17 protein-coding genes are annotated in these 18548 nt (G+C 66.7%); 11 read left to right on the forward strand and 6 right to left on the reverse strand.

Translation table 11 applies throughout. From position 1 onward, the window contains the following. Positions 1-192: 192 nt before the first annotated feature. From QUV18_RS21985 to QUV18_RS22000, 4 genes are all read left to right on the forward strand, one after another. Positions 193-699, forward strand: a complete 507-nt coding sequence (locus tag QUV18_RS21985) for a hypothetical protein (RefSeq protein WP_300896308.1) — start codon at positions 193-195, stop codon at positions 697-699. A gap of 65 nt (positions 700-764) precedes the next feature. Further along, on the forward strand, positions 765-1178 hold the full coding sequence (gene csgH / locus QUV18_RS21990; RefSeq protein WP_300896309.1) for a curli-like amyloid fiber formation chaperone CsgH: 414 nt from the start codon (positions 765-767) through the stop codon (positions 1176-1178). A gap of 44 nt (positions 1179-1222) precedes the next feature. Then, positions 1223-1603: a curlin repeat-containing protein gene (locus tag QUV18_RS21995; protein ID WP_300896310.1), complete on the forward strand. Its 381-nt coding sequence runs from the start codon at positions 1223-1225 to the stop codon at positions 1601-1603. Between the two features lie 182 nt (positions 1604-1785). Continuing rightward, positions 1786-1983 (forward strand): CsbD family protein, encoded by a 198-nt coding sequence (locus QUV18_RS22000; protein WP_300896311.1) that lies wholly within the window; start codon positions 1786-1788, stop codon positions 1981-1983. A gap of 60 nt (positions 1984-2043) precedes the next feature. On the opposite strand, the gene QUV18_RS22005 is transcribed toward QUV18_RS22000, so the two are convergent. The 3 genes from QUV18_RS22005 to QUV18_RS22015 all read right to left on the reverse strand — a co-directional run bounded on the left by QUV18_RS22005 (position 2044) and on the right by QUV18_RS22015 (position 7212). Next, positions 2044-3936 (reverse strand): propionyl-CoA synthetase, encoded by a 1893-nt coding sequence (locus tag QUV18_RS22005; RefSeq protein ID WP_300896312.1) that lies wholly within the window; start codon positions 3934-3936, stop codon positions 2044-2046. Positions 3937-4488: 552 nt separating this feature from the next. Next, the gene (locus tag QUV18_RS22010; protein ID WP_300896313.1) at positions 4489-4926 is read right to left on the reverse strand and encodes a hypothetical protein; all 438 of its coding nucleotides are present in this window, start codon (positions 4924-4926) and stop codon (positions 4489-4491) included. A gap of 6 nt (positions 4927-4932) precedes the next feature. Continuing rightward, entirely contained in the window at positions 4933-7212 is a 2280-nt protein-coding gene (locus QUV18_RS22015) for an NADP-dependent malic enzyme (protein ID WP_300896314.1), read from the reverse strand. 164 nt (positions 7213-7376) lie between these two features. Here QUV18_RS22015 and QUV18_RS22020 point away from each other — a divergent pair, with 164 nt between their 5' ends. The 5 genes from QUV18_RS22020 to QUV18_RS22040 all read left to right on the forward strand — a co-directional run bounded on the left by QUV18_RS22020 (position 7377) and on the right by QUV18_RS22040 (position 12313). Continuing rightward, positions 7377-7769, forward strand: coding sequence for a cytidine deaminase (locus QUV18_RS22020; RefSeq protein ID WP_300896315.1), 393 nt, complete (start codon positions 7377-7379; stop codon positions 7767-7769). 4 nt (positions 7770-7773) lie between these two features. Beyond that, a complete protein-coding gene (locus tag QUV18_RS22025) occupies positions 7774-9078 on the forward strand; it encodes a thymidine phosphorylase (RefSeq protein WP_300896316.1) in 1305 nt (434 codons plus the stop codon). Further along, positions 9078-10274, forward strand: a complete 1197-nt coding sequence (locus tag QUV18_RS22030; protein WP_300896317.1) for a phosphopentomutase — start codon at positions 9078-9080, stop codon at positions 10272-10274. The genes QUV18_RS22025 and QUV18_RS22030 overlap by 1 nt, the downstream gene beginning before the upstream one ends. A 74-nt stretch (positions 10275-10348) precedes the next feature. Further along, complete coding sequence (gene upp, locus QUV18_RS22035; protein WP_300896318.1) at positions 10349-10981, forward strand: uracil phosphoribosyltransferase; 633 nt, start codon at positions 10349-10351, stop codon at positions 10979-10981. A 63-nt stretch (positions 10982-11044) separates the two neighbouring features. Continuing rightward, positions 11045-12313, forward strand: a complete 1269-nt coding sequence (locus tag QUV18_RS22040) for an SPOR domain-containing protein (protein ID WP_300896319.1) — start codon at positions 11045-11047, stop codon at positions 12311-12313. A gap of 210 nt (positions 12314-12523) precedes the next feature. On the opposite strand, the gene QUV18_RS22045 is transcribed toward QUV18_RS22040, so the two are convergent. From QUV18_RS22045 to QUV18_RS22055, 3 genes are all read right to left on the reverse strand, one after another. Next, complete coding sequence (locus tag QUV18_RS22045) at positions 12524-12895, reverse strand: hypothetical protein (RefSeq protein WP_300896320.1); 372 nt, start codon at positions 12893-12895, stop codon at positions 12524-12526. Between the two features lie 205 nt (positions 12896-13100). Continuing rightward, positions 13101-14126 (reverse strand): hypothetical protein, encoded by a 1026-nt coding sequence (locus QUV18_RS22050; RefSeq protein WP_300896321.1) that lies wholly within the window; start codon positions 14124-14126, stop codon positions 13101-13103. 533 nt (positions 14127-14659) lie between these two features. After that, a complete protein-coding gene (locus tag QUV18_RS22055) occupies positions 14660-16297 on the reverse strand; it encodes an AMP-binding protein (protein ID WP_300896356.1) in 1638 nt (545 codons plus the stop codon). A gap of 736 nt (positions 16298-17033) precedes the next feature. Here QUV18_RS22055 and QUV18_RS22060 point away from each other — a divergent pair. Together QUV18_RS22060 and QUV18_RS22065 are read left to right on the forward strand one after the other, a co-directional pair. Continuing rightward, positions 17034-17681 (forward strand): sulfotransferase family 2 domain-containing protein, encoded by a 648-nt coding sequence (locus QUV18_RS22060; protein ID WP_300896322.1) that lies wholly within the window; start codon positions 17034-17036, stop codon positions 17679-17681. A gap of 171 nt (positions 17682-17852) precedes the next feature. Continuing rightward, positions 17853-18494 carry a Hint domain-containing protein gene (locus tag QUV18_RS22065; protein WP_300896323.1) on the forward strand — a complete coding sequence of 214 codons (642 nt, stop codon included), beginning with the start codon at positions 17853-17855 and terminating at the stop codon, positions 18492-18494. The last annotated feature ends 54 nt before the right edge of the window (positions 18495-18548 follow it).

The following is an 18548-nucleotide window of genomic DNA, read 5'->3' on the forward strand; positions in this document are numbered from 1 at the left end:
AACCATTCGGCAAACCCCTGTAAACAAGCCGTTTTCGCCGTTGTTATCGGATAGCAAGGCCATGGTTATCCCATGTCCGGGCCCGGTTATTGCCTGTCTCGCGGCACCGGCCCCATCGTTTGTCGTGTGGTCGACGCGGCACAGCGCCGGCCCGCCAGAAACACGAACGCTTCGTCTGAAAGGACAATGACAATGACCAAGGCATATCACATCAAGACCGCCGCTCTCGCGCTGCTGATCGGGTTCGGCGCGGCGTCGACCTCCTTCGCGGACAGCAACCGCGTGTCGATCAGCCAGTTCGGCCGCGACCACAGCATCGGCGCGTCGCAGGGCGGCACGTATAACCGCCTGAACGTGTACCAGCGCGGCAACAGCAACCTGTCGATCCACACGCAGGACGGGCGTCGGAACAGCGTTTCGGTCGAACAGTCGGGCCGCATGAATGACGCCGTGACCGGGCAGATCGGGCGCAACAACCGCTCGGTGACCGGCCAGTCGGGCCGTTACAACAACGCGCTCACCAGCCAGTCGGGCCGGTGCAACATTGCCGGTGTCGCCCAGTTCGGGCGCAACCACACGGCCGATGTCGACCAGTCGGGCAACTGCAACGCCGTCGGCGTGATCCAGACCGGCAAAGGCAACCACGCGACCTCGCGCCAGACGGGGCGGGGCAACGTTTCGGTCATCGTTCAGGACTGACGCACAAGGCGGGGCGCGCGCCCAAGGCGGCGCGTGCCCGGCCCAACCGGGAAAGGACCAAGAGGATGAAACGCAAGCTACCCACAGCCGCCCTTGTCATACTGGCCGCCGGATCGGCAACCGCCTTCGGCGCCTTCGTCGGCCAGGGCGAGGCCCATGAAACCGCACGCGCCAGCGCCGACGGCCTGAGATGCGCCGTCGTGACCCGCGACCTTGGCGACACGGTGCAGATTTCCGGCAAGGTCACGGCCGAGCGGGACGTCTCGGGCACCTACGCGCTGAGCATCCGCCAGTCGAGCGGCGGCGGGCAGGCGGAGATCGACCAGGGCGGGGAATTCGCCGTCGGGGCGGGCCGCACCGTGACGCTTGGCGAGGCCACGATGGGCGGCACGGCCCAGTCCTATACCGCCGATCTCGAACTGACGGTCGATGGCCAGCGCCTGCGCTGTCGCCCCGCGGCCGACACCAAAGACCTTTGAGCCCACAACACGTGATCCCACAACACGCCGACAGGAGTTTTCCCATGCGCCGCTTCATGCTTCCCTTTGCCGCCGGTCTCGCGCTTTGCGCCGGCATCGCCTCTGCCGACCCGAGCGACCGGGTGGTCGGCATTACGACCGGGCAATACTCCCACAGCCAGTCGCGCGAGAATGTCGGCTGGACCGGGGGCGGTGCGAACGCCTTTGGCCAGGCGCGGACGCGGAACGGCGCCGCCCTCTTCGGCAATGCCCGCCCCCAGGGCAGCCGCGCAACGGTGGTGCAGGCGGGGAACAACAACTCGGCCACCGTCCGTCAGCGGGGCAACAACAAGCGCGCCACGGTGATCCAGCGGGGCAATGACACGGACGTGACGATCGACCAGCACGGCGAAGGGCCAGGCGGCGCGCTCGTGTTGACATGGTGAGGCCCCGGGCGGCGGAATTTCGCTTGAAAGTCAGGTAGTTCTGTACGGTTTCTGACAGATGAAGGGGATCTGCGCCGAAAGCCGCCGCCCGTGGGCGGCGCGGCCGGACGAGGACGGAACCTTTCCCGGGTGGTCACGTTGGGACTGGACACGCAGCAACCATCGACACCATGGAGGATGTCATGAACTGGGATCAAATCGAAGGCAACTGGAAGCAACTCAAAGGCCAGGCCCAGGAGCGCTGGGGCGAGCTGACCAATGACGAGCTGGACCAGGCGAAAGGCCAGCGCAGCCAGCTGGTGGGCAAACTGCAGGAACGGTACGGCTGGGCCCGTGAAGAGGCCGAGCGTGAAGCCGACGAGTTTGCGCGGCGGGTCTGACCTGCCCCTTCGGACAAGAGTTTACGGCGGCCCTTCGCGGGCCGCCTTTTCTTTTGCGCGTCAGGTTTTGGCGTAGCCGATCGTCTGCAGCGCCTCGGAGATCTCGTCGAGGATCGCCGGGTCGTCGATTGTGGCGGGGAGCTTGAATTCCTGCCCGTCGGCGATCTTGACCATGGTGGCGCGCAGGATCTTGCCCGAGCGGGTCTTGGGCAGGCGGTCGACCACGACGCAGAGCTTGAAGGCCGCGACCGGGCCGATCCGGTCGCGGACCAGCTTGACGCATTCGGCGGTGATCTCCTCGTGCGGGCGGTTCACGCCCTTGGTGAGGCAGACGAAGCCCACCGGAAGCTGGCCTTTGAGCGGGTCGGTGACGCCGATCACGGCGCATTCGGCCACGTCGGGATGGCTGGCCAGCACCTCTTCCATGCCCCCGGTCGACAGGCGGTGGCCCGCGACGTTGATGACATCGTCGGTGCGGGCCATGATGTAGAGGTAGCCGTCTTCGTCGATCATCCCGGCATCACCGGTCTCGTAATAGCCCTTGTAGGTGGTGAGATAGGATTTGCGGAAACGGTCCTCGGCGTTCCAGAGGGTCGGCAGGGTGCCCGGGGGCAGCGGCAGCTTGATCGCCACGGCGCCAAGGGTACCCGGCGCCTGTGGCTGGCCGGCCTCGTCGAGGATGTCGATGTCGTAGCCCGGGAAGGGCACGCCGGAGGAGCCGATCTTGACCTCCATCTTCTCGATGCCGACGGGGATGCCCGTAATGGGCCAGCCGGTTTCGGTTTGCCACCAGTGGTCGACGACCGGCACGCCGAGTTGGTCGGCCGCCCAGTTGAGCGTGTCGGGGTCGGCGCGTTCCCCGGCGAGGTAGAGGACGCGGAGGCAGCTCAGGTCGTATTTCCGGACGAATTCGCCCTTGGGATCGTCGCGCTTGATGGCGCGGAAGGCGGTGGGGGCAGTGAAGAAGCTGCGCACGTTGTGCTCGGAGATCACCCGCCAGAAGGTGCCGGCGTCGGGGGTGCCGACGGGCTTGCCTTCGAAGACGATGGCGGTGTTGCCGTGCACCAGCGGGGCGTAGCAGATATAGCTGTGGCCCACGACCCAGCCCACGTCGGAGGCGGCCCAGAACACGTCGCCGGGGTCGACGTTGTAGATGTTCTTCATCGACCAGTTGAGCGCCACGAGGTGCCCGCCGGTGGGGCGGACGACGCCCTTGGGCGCGCCGGTGGTGCCGGAGGTATAGAGGATATAGGCGGGGTGGTTGCCCTCGACGTGCACGCAGTCGGCGGGTTCGGCGCCTTCCTGGAAGGCGTACCAGTCGTGGTCGCGGCCCTCGGTCAGCTCGACCGGGTGCTGCTCGCGCTGGTAGATGACGCAGAACTCGGGCTTGTGTTTCGCCAGCTCGATGGCGCCGTCGTAAAGCGGCTTGTATTGCACCACGCGGCCCGGCTCGAGCCCGCAGGAGGCGGCGATGATGGCCTTGGGGCGGGCGTCGTCGATGCGGACGGCGAGTTCGTTGGCGGCGAAGCCCCCGAAGACGACCGAGTGGATCGCGCCGAGGCGGGCGCAGGCGAGCATCGCCTCGAGCGCCTGGGGCACCATCGGCATGTAGATGATGACGCGGTCGCCCTTCTCGATGCCCTGTTTCTTCAGCGCGCCGGCGAGGGAGGCCACGCGGTCGAGCATCTCGGCATAGCTGATCTTTTCCTTGGTGTCGGTGATCGGGCTGTCGTAGATGATCGCGGTGCGGTCGCCGTTGCCGGCGGCGACGTGGCGGTCGAGCGCGTTGTGGCAGGTGTTGACCTTGCCGTCGCAGAACCACTCGTAGAGAGGGGCATTGTCGTCGAAGAGCGCCTTCGACGGTTTCTCCTCCCAGTCGATGCCCTCGGCGGCCTGCATCCAGAACCCTTCCGGATTCTGTTTCCAGCTGTCATAGACCTCTTTGTATCCCATGGTGTTCTCCTCCGCTCCGTTGGGATACGTGTTACGGGACGCGCTGGCGCTGCGGCAAGAGGGGCGATGCGATGCGTGGCAGATTACCGCACAGAATTTGCAGGTTTTGCCCGAAATCCTTTGCAAACTTTTGCAAAGTTTAAAAAATTTTCAACCGGGATGGTATTTCGCGGTCGGTTTGCAAAAGTTTGCAGAACCGGTGCGGAGAATCATCGGCACAACGACTTGCCATCCCGAGGGGCGGTTTACCACGTTCGGGACGGCGTTGCGCGGAAAGGCGGCTACCGTACGGAGGTTTTTCGCTCAGGGTGATTTTCGACATCGGCGATGTCGAAAACATATCAGAATCGAGGGCGGCGCGGGCCTATTTTCGGGCTACGGTCCGGCGCGGTGCCGGGCCGATCATCACAGGGTGCTGTTGCCATGGGCGACAAGAAACAAAAGCCGGCCAAACCCGGCACGAAACCGACGAACAAGTAATCTTCCCAGATCCCCATCTCGACGCCGCAGCGCAGCCCCTGCGCTGCGGCACCTCGTTTTTGCGCAAGCCTTTCAGGTGTCGTAGCCGCCCTCTTCCCATGGCGGAAAGAACATCAACGTATGCCCCGGCAGCAGGTCGACCAGAGGCGGGTCGTCAGGCGCGACTTCTTCGGTGCGGATGGCCGCGCCGAAGATATGGCCGTCATGCCTGATCGAGAACGGTTGCACCCTGATATCCCCGAACGAATGCGGCCCCAGCCAGCGGATATGTGCGGCGAGACGGGCCTCCCACTCGGCGGCGTCGATCTCGTCTCGCGGACCCAGCCTTTCGATCTTGCAGAAGGTGAACTGGCCATCCGCCGCGAAGCGGTAGGTGCAGAGGTAATCCACGGGCGCGCCGTCTTCCGTCACGAACTGGCTGTCTATCCAGAACAGCGAGCCGTCCTTGCAGGCGCCGATGCGTTTCAGGTGATGGTCGTCGCGATAGAGGTGCAGCATGAACTCCGACATGGGCGCTCAGCCGTAATGCGCGACCGGCGTGCCCGCGATGGCCGCCATGTTGAGCAGGCCGCGCGCCGTGACGCCGGCGGTGACGATATGGGCGCGGTTGCCCATGCCCATCAGGATCGGCCCCACTTCGAGCCCGCCGCCCTTGGCCTTGAGGATGTTGCGCACGCCCGAGGCCGCGTCGGAATTCGAGAAGATCAGGATGTTGGCCGCCCCTTCGAGCCGGTTGTCGGGCAGGAGGCGCTCGCGCAGTTCGGCGCTGAGCGCGGTGTCGACGTTCATTTCCCCCTCATAGGCGAAATCGCGCGGCTTGCTGTCGAGCACGTCGAGCGTGGCGCGCAGGCGCTTGCCGGAATCGCTGCCCTGGTTGCCGAACTGGGATTGCGAGCAGAGGGCGATCTTGGGCTCGATCCCGAAGCGGCGCACGTGGCGGGCGGCGCCGATGGCGATCTCGGCCAGCTGCTCGGGCGAGGGGAAGACGTTGACATGGGTGTCGGCGATGAAGAGCGGGCCATCTTCGAGGATGATCATCGAGAGCGCGCCCTGGGGGTGGCAATCGTCGGAGCATAGCACCTGCGAGATGTAGTTCAGGTGCCAGTGATATTCGCCGAACGTGCCGCAGATCAGGCTGTCGGCCTCGTCCCGGTGGACCATGACGGCGCCGATGGCGGTGGTGTTGGTGCGCATGATCGCCTTGGCGAGATCGGGCGAGACGCCGCGGCGCTTCATCAGGGCGTGGTAGCTGCCCCAGTAATCGCGGTAGCGGGGGTCGTTTTCCGGGTTGACGATGTTGACGTCGCGCTCGGGCCGGATTTCCAGGCCGAGGCGTTCGCAGCGGGTGGTGATCACCTCGGGCCGACCGATCAGGATGGGCTGTTCGGTGGTCTCCTCGAGGATGGCCTGGGCCGCGCGGAGCACGCGTTCGTCTTCCCCTTCGGCAAAGACGATCCGGCGCGAGGCGGTGCGGGCGGCGTCGAAGACCGGGCGCATGAGCAGGGCGGACTTGTAGACGCTGGCATCCAGCCGGTGCTTGTAGGCATCGAGATCGTCGAGCGGGCGGGCGGCGACGCCGGTTTCCATGGCCGCGCGGGCGACGGAGGTGGAGACGATGCCCGAGAGGCGCGGGTCGAAGGGTTTGGGGATCAGGTAGTCGGCGCCGAAGGTGAGTTGTTCGCCCTTGTAGGCCGCCGCCGCCTCGGCCGAGGTGGTGTGGCGGGCGAGTTCCGCGATGCCCTCGACACAGGCGATCTGCATCTCGTCGTTGATCTCGGTCGCGCCGACGTCGAGCGCGCCGCGGAAGATGAAGGGGAAGCAGAGGACGTTGTTGACCTGGTTGGGGAAGTCGCTGCGGCCGGTGGCGATGATGGCTTTCGGCGCGACCTCGCGGGCGACGTCGGGCATGATCTCGGGCGTGGGGTTGGCCAGCGCGAAGATGATCGGGCGGTCGGCCATCTTCGCCACGTGTTCGGGCTTGAGCACGTTGGGGCCGGAGAGGCCGAGGAAGAGATCGGCGCCGTCCATCACGTCGTCGAGCGTGCGCAGGTCGGTTGCCTGGGCGAAGGCGGCTTTCTGGGGGTTCATGTCCTCTTCGCGGCCTTCGTAAACGAGGCCGTGGATGTCGCAGAGCCAGACGTTGTCGCGCTTCACCCCCAGTTTCAGCAGGAGGTTGAGGCAGGCAATGCCGGCCGCGCCGCCGCCGGTGGAGACGATCTTGATGTCCTCGAAGGATTTGCCGGCGACGTGCAGCGCGTTGCGGGCCGCGGCGCCGACGACGATGGCGGTGCCGTGCTGGTCGTCGTGGAAGACGGGGATGTTCATCCGTTCGCGGCAGATCTTCTCGACGATGAAACAGTCGGGGGCCTTGATGTCCTCGAGGTTGATGGCGCCGAAGGTGGGTTCGAGCGCGCAGACGATTTCGGCTAGGCGCTCGGGGTCGGATTCGTTCACCTCGATATCGAAGCAGTCGATATTGGCGAATTTCTTGAAGAGCACCGCCTTGCCCTCCATCACCGGCTTGGAGGCGAGCGCGCCGATATTGCCGAGGCCGAGGACAGCGGTGCCGTTCGAGACCACGCCGACGAGGTTGGCGCGGGAGGTGTAGAGGCTGGCCGCCTTCTCGTCGGCCTTGATTTCAAGGCAGGCTTCGGCCACGCCGGGCGAGTAGGCCAGCGACAGGTCGCGGCCGTTGGCGAGCGGCTTGGTGGCCCTGATCTCCAGCTTGCCGGGCTTGGGGAACTGGTGATAGGCCAGTGCCGCCTGGGTCTGGGCGTCCTTGGGGGTGTCGGTCATTCTGGTCCCTCCCGCGATTTGGTTTAGTGCTAAACCATTTTCTGCGGCGTGCAAGAAGCTGCCTTCCGGCGCGGCAATTCGCGCAGCGTCAGCTTGCATATCGGGTTCATGGCGCGCAATCTTTATCTGGCCGGTGCGCCGGCCGAGTGGGAGAGGTTTGCCAGATGTCGTTGATCGAGGATGCCGCGAAGGTTCGCGAAAAGGCCTATGCACCCTATTCCGGGTTCAAGGTGGGTGCGGCGATCCGGACCGTGTCGGGCCGGGTGTTCGTGGGCTGCAATGTCGAGAACGTGGCCTATCCGGAGGGGACCTGTGCCGAGGCCGGGGCGATTGCCGCGATGGTGGCGGCGGGCGAGGGCGAGATCGCCGAGGTGGCGGTGATCGCCGACAGCCCGGCGCCGGTGACGCCCTGTGGCGGATGCCGGCAGAAGCTGGCGGAATTCGGAGGCGCCACGGTGCCGGTGACGATGGCGACGGTGGCGGGGGTCGAGAAGACGGTGACGCTGGCCGAGCTGCTGCCGCTGGCGTTCGAGCAGGCCCATATGGCGAAAGACTGACAGGTTGGATGCGCGTGCGATCATTGCCGCCCTGCGGGACGGGCGGGGCGCCTCGGCGGAGGAGATGACGTGGTTTGCCAACGGGTTGGCGAGCGGGCACGTGAGCGATGCACAGGCCGGGGCGTTTGCCATGGCGGTGCTGCTGAAGGGGCTGAGGCCCGAGGAACGGACGGCGCTGACGCTGGCGATGCGGGACAGTGGCGAGACGTTGCGGTGGCGGCTGAATGGGCCGGTGATCGACAAGCATTCGACCGGCGGGGTGGGCGATTGCGTGAGTTTGGTATTGGCGCCGGCGCTGGCGGCGTGCGGGGCCTATGTGCCGATGATCTCGGGCCGGGGGCTGGGCCATACCGGCGGGACGCTCGACAAGCTGGAGGCGATCCCGGGGCTGCGGACCGACATGAGCGAGGCGCAGCTTTACCAAATCGTTAACGCAGCGGGGTGCGCGATCGTCGGCGCGACGGGGCAGGTGGCGCCGGCGGACCGGCGGCTTTACGCGATCCGCGACGTGACCGCGACGGTGGAGAGCCTCGACCTGATCACCGCGTCGATCCTGTCGAAGAAGCTGGCCGCCGGGCTGGATGGCCTCGTGCTGGACGTGAAGCTTGGCAGCGGGGCGTTCATGAAAGGTAAAGAGGACGCCCGCGCGCTGGCACAGGCGCTGGTCGAGACTTCTAATGCCGCCGGCTGCCGGACGAGCGCGGTGATTTCCGACATGAACCAGCCGCTGGCCCCGGCGCTGGGCAACGGGCTGGAAGTGGCCTGTGCGATGCGGGTGCTGACGGGGCAGGCGGCGGGGCCGCTGGCGGAGTTGAGCGCGGTGCTGGGCGGGCTGGCGCTGGCCGGGGCGGGGCTGGCGAAGGATGAGAGTGAGGGTGCGGAGAAGATCCGGGCGTCGCTGGCCGATGGGCGCGCGGCCGAGCGGTTCGGCCGGATGGTAGGCGCGATGGGCGGGCCGGTGGGGTTCGTCGACCGGTGGGCGTGGTTTTTGCCGGAAGCGACCGTGATCCGGGAGTTCAAGGCGGAGCGCGCCGGGTTCGTCGCCGCCATGGATGGCGAGGCGATGGGGCTTGCGGTGATCGAGCTGGGCGGCGGCCGGCAGGTGGAAGGCGACGTGATCGAGCCGAGCACGGGGCTGTCGGACATCGTGGCGCTTGGCGCGGAGGTGGAGGCGGGCCAGCCGCTGCTGCGCATCCATGCCGCAAGGGCCGAACATGCCGACCGGGCGGAGGCGATCCTGCGGCGGGCCATTACCATCGGAGACGCCGCGCCGGAGCTGCCGCCGCTGGTGCATGAGAGGGTCGGCTGATGGCGCGGGTATTCCTGATCGTGATGGATTCCGTGGGCATCGGCGGGGCGCCGGATGCGGGCGAGTACCTGAACGCGGGCGAACCGGACACGGGGTCGAACACCGTGGCGCATATCGCCCAGGCGCGGGCCGGGCTGAAGATGCCGGTGCTGGACAGGCTGGGGCTGGGCGCGGCGGTGAAGCTCGCCTCGGGCAAGATGGCGCCGGGGTTGGGGGCCGCACCGGAGGGGCTGTGGGGCGCGGCGAGCGAGGTGTCGAAGGGGAAGGATACCACCTCGGGGCATTGGGAGCTGGCCGGGCTGCCGGTGCCGTTCGACTGGCATTACTTCCCCGACGAGGAACCGGCCTTTCCCGAGGAGATCACCGAGGCGGTGAAGCGGCTGGCCGGGACGGAGGGCGTGCTGGGCAATCGCCATGCCTCGGGCACGGTGATCCTCGAGGAATTGGGCGAGGAGCATATGCGGACGGGCTGGCCGATCTGCTATACCTCGGCCGACAGCGTGTTCCAGATCGCGGCGCATGAGGAGGTTTTCGGGCGCGAGCGCCTGCTGACGCTCTGTCGCGAGATCGCGCCGATGCTGCACGAGATGCGGGTGGGCCGGGTGATCGCCCGGCCGTTCACCGGCGATGCCGAAAGCGGCTTCCGGCGCACCGCCTATCGCCGGGATTTCGCCATGACGCCGCCGGGCTGGACGCTGTGCGACTGGGTCAGGGCCGCGGGGGGCCGGGTGCACGGGATCGGCAAGATCGGCGACATCTTCTCGATGCAGGGGATCACCGACGTGGCCAAGGGTACCGATGCGGAGTTGATGGGGCACCTGGCCGACGCGCTGGAGACGGCGGAGGACGGGAGCCTGACCTTCGCCAATTTCGTGGAGTTCGACGCGGTCTATGGCCACCGGCGCGACGTGGAGGGCTATGCCGCCGCGCTGGAGTGGTTCGACCGCAAGGTCGGGGAATTGCTGCCGCGACTGGGCGAGGGCGACGTGATGATCCTGACCGCCGATCACGGCAATGACCCCACATGGCCCGGCACGGATCACACGCGCGAGCGGGTGCCGGTGCTGGTGGCCGGTGCGGGCAAGGGAGAGATCGGGCAGGTGGGTTTCGTCGACGTGGCTGCGAGCGTGGCGGCGTGGCTGGGCCTCGAGAATGGCGGGCCGGGGCGCAGTTTTCTGACCCCGCCGGAGGGATGAGCGCGGCATCCGGCGTTGCCCTCGGGGCGCGATTGCGGGAAAAGGCGGGGCAGACAGCCTGAGAGGAGCCGGAGATGAAAGAGCACCTGACCGTCGTCAAGCACCCGCTGGTGCAGCACAAGCTGACCCTGATGCGGGAAAAGACCACATCCACGGCCGTGTTCCGGCAGCTTCTGCGCGAGATCAGCCAGTTGCTGGCCTACGAGGTGACGCACCAGCTGCCGATGACGACGCGGCGGATCGAGACCCCGCTGGAGGAGATGGACGCGCCGGTGCTGGACGGGCGCAAGCTGGCGCTGATCTCGATCCTGCGGGCGGGGAACGGGCTTCTGGACGGGATGCTGGAGCTGATTCCCTCGGCCCGGGTGGGGTTCGTGGGGCTCTACCGCGACGAGGAGACGCTTCAGCCGGTGCAGTACTATTTCAAGGTGCCCGAGCTGCTTGACGAGCGGCTGTCGATCGTGGTCGACCCGATGCTGGCGACCGGCAATTCCTCGGCCGCGGCGGTGGACCTGGTGAAGAAGGCGGGCGCGAAGGACATCCGATTCCTTTGCCTGCTCGCCGCGCCGGAGGGCGTGGCGCGGATGAAGGAGGCGCATCCGGACGTGCCGATCGTGACGGCGTCGCTGGACGAGCGGCTGAACGAGATGGGCTATATCCTGCCGGGGCTGGGGGATGCGGGCGACCGCATGTTCGGCACGCAATAAGGGAAACCTGTTTACTCACATCCTATTATGAGGCAATCTCGACCCAGTTACTCTGGGGGTAAAATGAGATTAGCAAGTGTGCTGGCGACGGCTGCCATCGTCGTGTCTTGCGGGTCTGGCATTGCCCAGGCCCAGATCAAAAAAACGGTTCCGGCGGAGTTCCCGCCGGCGTCCTATACCGGCCGGCAATATGTCGACAGCACCGGATGCGTGTTCATCCGGGCGGGCGTTGACGGCGCGGTGAACTGGGTGCCGCGGGTGAGCCGCGGACGCAAGCAGATCTGTGGAATGCAGCCGACCCTGTCGGGCAACCAGATCGCGGCGGCACGGGCGCCGAGGGCCACGGCCCCGGTGACGCAGCCCGCGCCGGCCCCGGCGACGACGACCGTTGCGCGCAAGCCTGCGCCGGCGCCGGCTGCGACGCCGCTTTACCGCTCGGCCCCGCCGCCGAAGCCGGCCGCGACCACGCCCGACCCGGTGCCGGTGACCGCCCCGGTGGCCAAGCCGGAACCCGCGCCCAAGCCGCGCCGGGTGGTGGTGGCCAATTGCGCGAACCTGAGCCCGCAATCGCAGCAGTACATCAATTCGACGAACCGCTACACGATCCGCTGCGGCCCGCAGAGCGCACCGCACGTGACCGAGCGGGCGACCGCGGGCCCCAACGCCACGGTCTACAACCCCGGTACGCCGACCGGTGTCACGTCCTACAGAACGGGCAGCTATGCCGCGCCGGGCTACGTGACCGCGACGACGAGGGTGGCGCCGAAGCATGTCTATGCCAACCAGAAGGCCAGCACCGAGGGGGTCTACGTGCCCGAGGGCTATGTCTCGGTGTGGGAGGATGACCGGCTGAACACCCGCCGGGCGCACCAGACCTTTGCCGGCAAGGCGCAGATGGAGCAGCGGTGGACCAAGACCACGCCGCGGCAGCTGAAGCAGCCGGCGGTGGGCCCGGTGGTGACGGAGGCGGACGTGGTGACGCGCTCTGCGGTGTCGACGCCGATGGTGATGAGCTTTGCCCAGCAGGGCGCGCCGCAGGCGAAGGCCGCGCCGAAGCCGGCCGCCACGATGGCCGCGACGCCCAAGGTCGAGACCCGGGCGGCGAGCCATCGCTACGTGGAGCTGGGCAATTTCAGCGACCCGGCCCACGCCAAGCGGACGGCGCAGAAGCTGGCCAATTCCGGCCTGCCCGCGCGGATGGGCAAGGTGACCCACAAGGGCAAGACCTACACGCTGGTCATGGCCGGGCCGTTCACGACGCAAAGCGCGCTTGACAGCGGGCTGGCCCGGGTGCGCGGCATGGGCTTTGCGCAGGCGAGCCTGCGTCGGTAGGGACCGCGGTTCGGAGACGAGGAGAGGCGGCGCCGGAAACGGGGCCGCCTTATTTTGTCTAGAGTATGAGAGCTTGGACCACCCCTTTGCGTTTCGTGTTGCAATTCGAGGCCGAACGTCTTGTGAGCTTGGCGGCATGTCCATGGACGTCTTTCGAAGAAATCCTCGGAAGCCTACTGTCCCGAAGGTTGGCTCGGCGGGACAATTCGGTCATTGGACGAAACGGAGGGATATGAGCATGGCCGTCGAAAGGACGAGTGCGACCAAGGCGCCAGCAAGCGCGGGGTCAGGGACGAAGAACGCGGTATAAAGTATTGATGCGCAGTCCAAACTGGCAAGCCACAGAGCAAAGCACGAGACGAACGCGCATAGGCTGAACACTGCCATTTCGAAGATCGCGATGCGACGCCGTGCTCTCAAGGTCCGAATTGTGAGGGGCACCATGAACAGGACGAATGCCATCAGGAGCGCATCATCGTCCGAACCGGAACTCATCAACTGCTTGCAAAAAAACGGCCCGTTCGAACTGCGCTCGGCCAAGCCCGGCGAGAAGCTGTCGTATCCGAATCCGACAACAACCATGACGATTAGCGAGGCTATATAAGTACAGGAAATAGCGCGACGTGTCATAAAGCAGATTTTTAACCGATACTATGATGGCGACAAAGGGCTCTGAGCGAACACTTTGCTTCGGGCTTAATGAACGTTCGTTTGCACCACGGGATGCAAAGGGCTGGGGGCTTTGGCGGCGGGTTTCCTGCCGCGCGGATACCGCGGCCGGATCCGACTAGCCGCCGCAGATCGCCTGCAGGCGGAGCCAGTCGGAATCGCTGAGCAGGGCCGGCGGGGCGCCGTCGGCGAAGGGGTCGGCCTCGATCAGGCCGAGGGTGGTTTCGCCGGTTTCGTCACGGGCATAGGCGTAGGGCGCGGCGCGGACCGACCAGGCCTCGAACCCCGCCAGCAGGGTCTCGGTGTCGAGGCTCATGCCGGGGCTGTCGAGCAGGGTGTCGGCATAGGCGTCGAGCGTGCCGTCGTCGATATCGCCGGTGGTGAGCAGCCGGAAGCTGGCCCAGACCGAGCTGGCCTCGAGCAGCTGCGCCAGCGGGTCGCGGGCCTCGGCCCGGAGGCGTTCGGCCACCAGGTAGCCCGCCACCACGTCGGGCTCGTCATATTGTTCCACCAGCCCGCGGCCGATGAGGATGGTCGAGCCGGGCAGGTGGATGGTGCCGTCGATCCCCTCGCGCATGACCTCGAGATAGCCGGGGCCATCGGGGCCCGGCACGCGCTGGGCCAGTTTATCAAGGGCCGCGCGCCCCTCGGGCGTGGTGCAGGGGGGGCCGGTTTCCTGCTGGATATGGCGGAAAAGGGCGGCGCCGATCTCGGCCCGCTTGACCTGCGGGACGACGGTGACGGCGTGGCGGCGCACGGCCTGTGGCAGCCAGATCACGGCAGCGGCGGTGACGATGACCAGCACGGCCAGCAGGATGACGAGGCGCAGCCGGCCGGGATGGGGGCGGCGGCGGTCGATCGCGGCACAGAGCTTCTCGATGGCGGCGATCATGTCGGTTTCGTCTTCGGAGAGTTCGAGCGTCTCGCCCGGGTCGCCGTCGGGGTGGTAGATGGCGGGGCGCCGGCCGGGGTTGGCGCGGGCCACGGCGGCGAGCGACCAGTGGGTGAGCGCGCGTTCCTGAAGGTCACTGATGATCAGGGTGGCATCGCCGATCGAGACGATCACCTCGGTGCGCTGGGCATCCGGGGTTGGGCGCCACAGGCCCGAGGCTTCCAGCCGCTGGTATTCTTTCAGTGCCGTCATGGCTTTATGGGCCTGCTCTGCCTTTTCGGAAACCTTAGCACGGGGTGGTGGCAGGCGGCAATTGCCGGGTGACATCAAGGGTTTTGCTGATTCGATGGTTAATGGCGAGGAATGGAAGGGGGGCCGACGTCGGTATCACGTCGGTATTTTGTCGGTATCGCGTCGGTTTCCGGGGCTGTGAGGCGGTTGGTTGATGCGGCGTTCCGGGCGCAACACGCGAGATGTTGTGTTGGGCGCAACGGGGGTTTGGGGGGAGGGGGCGGCTGTGTGAGGCCCCGGGTCAAGCGCGGGGCGGGGTGTTTTGGTGTGCTTTGCGAGAGTATGAGTGGGATCGGTGAAAGAGCCGGGCGGCGCCCGTCCGCGGGTGGGCGCACCGACGGATGAGTTGGTTGATTTATGGTGCGGTCCACCTCTGTCGATTGCTCTGCATGGCAATGTTGCAGAAGCGCCCGCCCGATGGGGCGGACGGGCGCTGCCCAGCGTCGCGCCTTTGGCGCGACTTTATTCCGGGCGGGGATCCGAAGACGCCGCGTCTATTCCGCCAGCCCCTCCTTCAGGGCCTGGCGCAGCTCGAATTTCTGGATCTTGCCGGTGGAGGTTTTGGGCAGTTCGCGGAAGACCACCTTCTTGGGGGTCTTGAACCCGGCGAGGCGTTCGCGGGCAAAGGCGATGAGGTCGTCCTCGGTGACGGTGGCGTCTTCCTTGACCTCGACGAAGGCGCAGGGGACCTCGCCCCATTTCTCGTCGGGTTTGGCGACCACGGCGCAGAGCAGGACGGCCGGGTGGCGCATCAGCACGCCCTCGACCTCGATCGAGCTGATGTTCTCGCCGCCGGAGATGATGATGTCTTTCGCGCGATCGGCGATGCGGAGGTAGCCGTCGGGGTGCTGGAGGGCGATGTCGCCGGAGTGGAAATAGCCGCCGCGGAAGGATTCGGCGGTGGCCGCGGGGTTCTTGAGGTAGCCTTTCATGACCGAGTTGCCGCGGATCATGATCTCGCCCTGGGCCGTGCCGTCCATCGGGATCTGGGACATGCTTTCGGCTTCCATCGAGGTGATGTCTTCCATCATCGGCATGAGCACACCGGTGCGGGCCTTGATGGCGTAGCGTTCGTCGTCGGTCTCGTCGTTCCAGCGGCTTTGCCAGACGCATTCGGTGACGTGGCCGTAGGTTTCGGTCAGGCCGTAGACCTGCGTGACGTTGAAGCCCAACGGTTCGATCGCCGCCAGCGTGGCGGCGGGGGGCGGGGCGCCGGCGGTGAAGACCTCGACGATGTGGTCGAAGTCGCGGCGGTCGGCGGGCTTGGAATTGACGATGGTGTTCAGAACGATGGGCGCGGCGCCGAAATGGGTGACGCCTTCGTCGGCGATGGCGTCGTAGATGTTCTTCGCCGTGATGTCGCGGCAGCAGATCACGGTGCCGCCCACCATGGGCACGGCCCATGTGTGGTTCCAGTTGTTGCAGTGGAAGAGCGGCACGATGGTGAGGTATTTCGCGCCGCGGGGGATGGGCCAGCTGACGGTGGTGCCCATGGTCATGAGGTAGGCGCCGCGGTGGTGGTAGACCACGCCCTTGGGCCGGCCGGTGGTGCCGGAGGTGTAGTTGAGCGCGAGGCTTTCCCATTCGTCCTGCGGCATGATCCAGTCGAAACCGGGGTCGCCGGTGGCGAGGAGGTCGTCATAGGTCAGGTGGTCGCCGCTGGCGGGGATGCCAGCAATGGGGTCGGGGACCTCGATGATTTTCGGGGCGGGGCCGTCCATCTTGCCGATGGCTTCGAGCGTGACAGGGAGGAGGGCGCTGTCGATGAGCGCCACCTTCGCCTCGCCGTGATCGAGGATGTAGGAGATGGTGTCGGATTCGAGCCTTGTGTTGATGGCGTTGAGCACGGCGCCGCAGGCGGGCACGCCGAAATGCGCCTCGGCATGGGCGGGGATGTTGGGCAGGAGGGTGGCCACCACGTCGCCCGGTTCAACGCCCAGTTTTGTCAGGCCGGAGGCGAGGCGGGTGCAGCGCTCGTGGTACTCGGCATAGGTCTTGCGGAAGGTCTTGTAGACGAGGGCCTCGTCATCGGGGAAGAGACGGGCGGCGCGGCGGAGGTGCGAAAGGGGCGTGAGCGGCACGAAATTGGCCGCGTTCTTTTCCAGTCCGGTTTCGTCCTTCATCCAGCCCATGTCGCTCTCCTCCTTCGCGGTGGGTGTCAGACCAGGGATATTGCGCATTTGGGGCGGCAAAGCAAAGGGTTTGGTTTGGGGAACTTGGCGGTGCGGTTGGGGGCCGGGCGGGCGACTGCCCGTGGGGTGGCGCCGGTGGCCTTTCAGTGATGTGCTTTCATGCCAGCCAAGCACTTCTTCACTTGCAGGACGGCGCGACGCCCGCGAAAGCGCCAGCCCGTGGGGACGGGCAGGCGCTCGCCCGGCGCCGCGCCCTTGGCGCGGCTTGATTCCGGGCGGGGTTGGGCGGCTGATCTGGTTGGCCTGGTGGAGAGGGCCCGGGGGGCGGTCGGGCGCTGCCCGGCGGCGAGCCGTTGGCTCGCCTTGACGCCGGGCCGGGGGGCTGATCCCAGTTTGCCTTGTGGGGAGGCCCCGGGTCAGGCCCGGGGCGGGTGAGTGAGCGATTGCGCGTCCCGGTCTTGAGCCGGGACCTCGAGCGGTGAAGGGGACGTGTGCCGTCGGATGGTGAGCCGGGCGGGTGACTGCCCGTGGGGTGGCGCTGCTGACCTGAGTGGTGAGCACTTTATGGTTGCCAAGTACATCCAACCTGCTTGTGTGTTGCTTCATTCGCAAAAGCGCCAGCCCGTGGGGACGGGCAGTCGCTCGCCCGGCGCCGCGCTTTGGCGCGGCTTGACTCCGGGCGGGTGGCTCGATTGAGAGGTTTCTCTTTTGGCCACTCCCTCGTAGCATCCCGCCCATGATCATCTCGCCCGGGCGCAATTATATCTTCGTCCATATCCCCAAGACCGGGGGCACCTCGCTGGCCCTGGCGCTGGAGGGGCGGGCGATGAAGGATGACCTGTTGATCGGGGATACGCCGAAGGCCAGGAAGCGGCGGGGGCGGGTGCAGGGTGTCACCTCGGCCGGGAGGCTTTGGAAGCACTCGACCTTGCGGGATATCGACGGGCTGGTGAGCCGGGCGTTCATCGAGGGGGCCTTCGTTGTCACGATGGTGCGGAACCCGTGGGACAGGGTGGTCAGCTATTATCACTGGCTCAGGGCGCAGGGGTTCGATCATCCGGCGGTGAGGCTGGCGAAGGCGGTGGGGTTCAGCGCGTTCCTGAACCATCCGCAGACGCGGGAGAGCCTCAGGGCGCATCCATATGGCAGCTATGTCACCGGGCCGGAGGGCGGGGAGCGGTGCGACCTGTTCATCCGGCTTGAACGGTTTGCGGAGGATGCGGAGGCATTGTGGGAGCACCTGGGGTTTCGGCTGGAGCTGCCGCGTGTCAACGCCTCGGAGCGGGGGGTGGCGTATCGGGACTACTACTCTGAGACCGATTCGGCGCTGGTGGGGGAGCTCTGCGGGGCGGATATCGCGCGGTTCGGGTACGTGTTTTCGTGAGGCTGGTGTCTGCCGGGTGCATGGTGCGGGGCCAGGAGGGGTTCTGTTTCCCTTGGTGAAACAGTGCCGCATTTCCGCCATCTTTCCGGCAAACGAGCGCCGCAGGTGTGGCCGGATGATCAACCCCGGCGACGCGGCCGGGTGCCTCCGGCGACAGAATTGGACAACGAGATGTTTGAGTCATTTTCCTTGGCCGACCCCGAGAGCCCCGAAGGGCCGGTGATATCGGGCCTCGTGTCGGGCACGCGGGTGGCCACGGCGATGGGTTGGCAGCCGGTGGAGCGGGTCTGCGCGGGCGACAGGGTTCTGACCTTCGATGCCGGGCTGCAGGCGGTGACGCAGGTGACGCGCCACGGCTTTTCCGGGCCGGGTGACTGCCCGAAGGCCTTCTGGCCGATCGAGGTGCCGGAGGGGGTGCTGGGCAACCGGGAGGTCATGCATCTCATGCCGCAGCAGACGATCATGGTGGAGAGCGACACCGCCGAAGACCTTTACGGTGATCCGTTCTCGCTTTTGCCCGCCGAAGCGATGGACGCCTTGACCGAGAGCCACCGGGTGCCCCCGCAGGATGGCTTCGAGGTCGTCCGCCTGCATTTCGCGACCGAGCAGGTGGTGTTCGCACGGGACGGTTTGCTGTTCCTGTGCCCGTCCTCACGCGACATGGTCGCGGCGGCGTGGGAGGCGCCGCAGGATCCGTTATACGCGATCCTGCCGCTGGACGAGGCGCGCTTCCTGGCCGGGCGGATCGAGCTGGAGGCGGCTTGTGCCGTTGAGGCCGAGTCCGAGGGTTGCATGGCGGGCCTGCCGGCCTGACGATCGGGCCGGGAAAGAGAAACCGCGCAAGGTGAAGGCCTTGCGCGGTTTTTC

The organism is Roseovarius sp. (assembly GCF_030373445.1).
Taxonomy (GTDB): Bacteria; Pseudomonadota; Alphaproteobacteria; order Rhodobacterales; family Rhodobacteraceae; genus Roseovarius.

Coding starts and splice junctions, on each gene's coding strand:
- QUV18_RS21985 (WP_300896308.1), top strand. CDS start 193: ATGACCAAGGCATATCACATCAAGACCGCCGCTCTCGCGCTGCTGATC.
- csgH (WP_300896309.1), top strand. CDS start 765: ATGAAACGCAAGCTACCCACAGCCGCCCTTGTCATACTGGCCGCCGGA.
- QUV18_RS21995 (WP_300896310.1), top strand. CDS start 1,223: ATGCGCCGCTTCATGCTTCCCTTTGCCGCCGGTCTCGCGCTTTGCGCC.
- QUV18_RS22000 (WP_300896311.1), top strand. CDS start 1,786: ATGAACTGGGATCAAATCGAAGGCAACTGGAAGCAACTCAAAGGCCAG.
- QUV18_RS22005 (WP_300896312.1), bottom strand. CDS start 3,936: ATGGGATACAAAGAGGTCTATGACAGCTGGAAACAGAATCCGGAAGGG.
- QUV18_RS22010 (WP_300896313.1), bottom strand. CDS start 4,926: ATGTCGGAGTTCATGCTGCACCTCTATCGCGACGACCATCACCTGAAA.
- QUV18_RS22015 (WP_300896314.1), bottom strand. CDS start 7,212: ATGACCGACACCCCCAAGGACGCCCAGACCCAGGCGGCACTGGCCTAT.
- QUV18_RS22020 (WP_300896315.1), top strand. CDS start 7,377: ATGTCGTTGATCGAGGATGCCGCGAAGGTTCGCGAAAAGGCCTATGCA.
- QUV18_RS22030 (WP_300896317.1), top strand. CDS start 9,078: ATGGCGCGGGTATTCCTGATCGTGATGGATTCCGTGGGCATCGGCGGG.
- upp (WP_300896318.1), top strand. CDS start 10,349: ATGAAAGAGCACCTGACCGTCGTCAAGCACCCGCTGGTGCAGCACAAG.
- QUV18_RS22040 (WP_300896319.1), top strand. CDS start 11,045: ATGAGATTAGCAAGTGTGCTGGCGACGGCTGCCATCGTCGTGTCTTGC.
- QUV18_RS22045 (WP_300896320.1), bottom strand. CDS start 12,895: ATGGTTGTTGTCGGATTCGGATACGACAGCTTCTCGCCGGGCTTGGCC.
- QUV18_RS22050 (WP_300896321.1), bottom strand. CDS start 14,126: ATGACGGCACTGAAAGAATACCAGCGGCTGGAAGCCTCGGGCCTGTGG.
- QUV18_RS22055 (WP_300896356.1), bottom strand. CDS start 16,297: ATGGGCTGGATGAAGGACGAAACCGGACTGGAAAAGAACGCGGCCAAT.
- QUV18_RS22060 (WP_300896322.1), top strand. CDS start 17,034: ATGATCATCTCGCCCGGGCGCAATTATATCTTCGTCCATATCCCCAAG.
- QUV18_RS22065 (WP_300896323.1), top strand. CDS start 17,853: ATGTTTGAGTCATTTTCCTTGGCCGACCCCGAGAGCCCCGAAGGGCCG.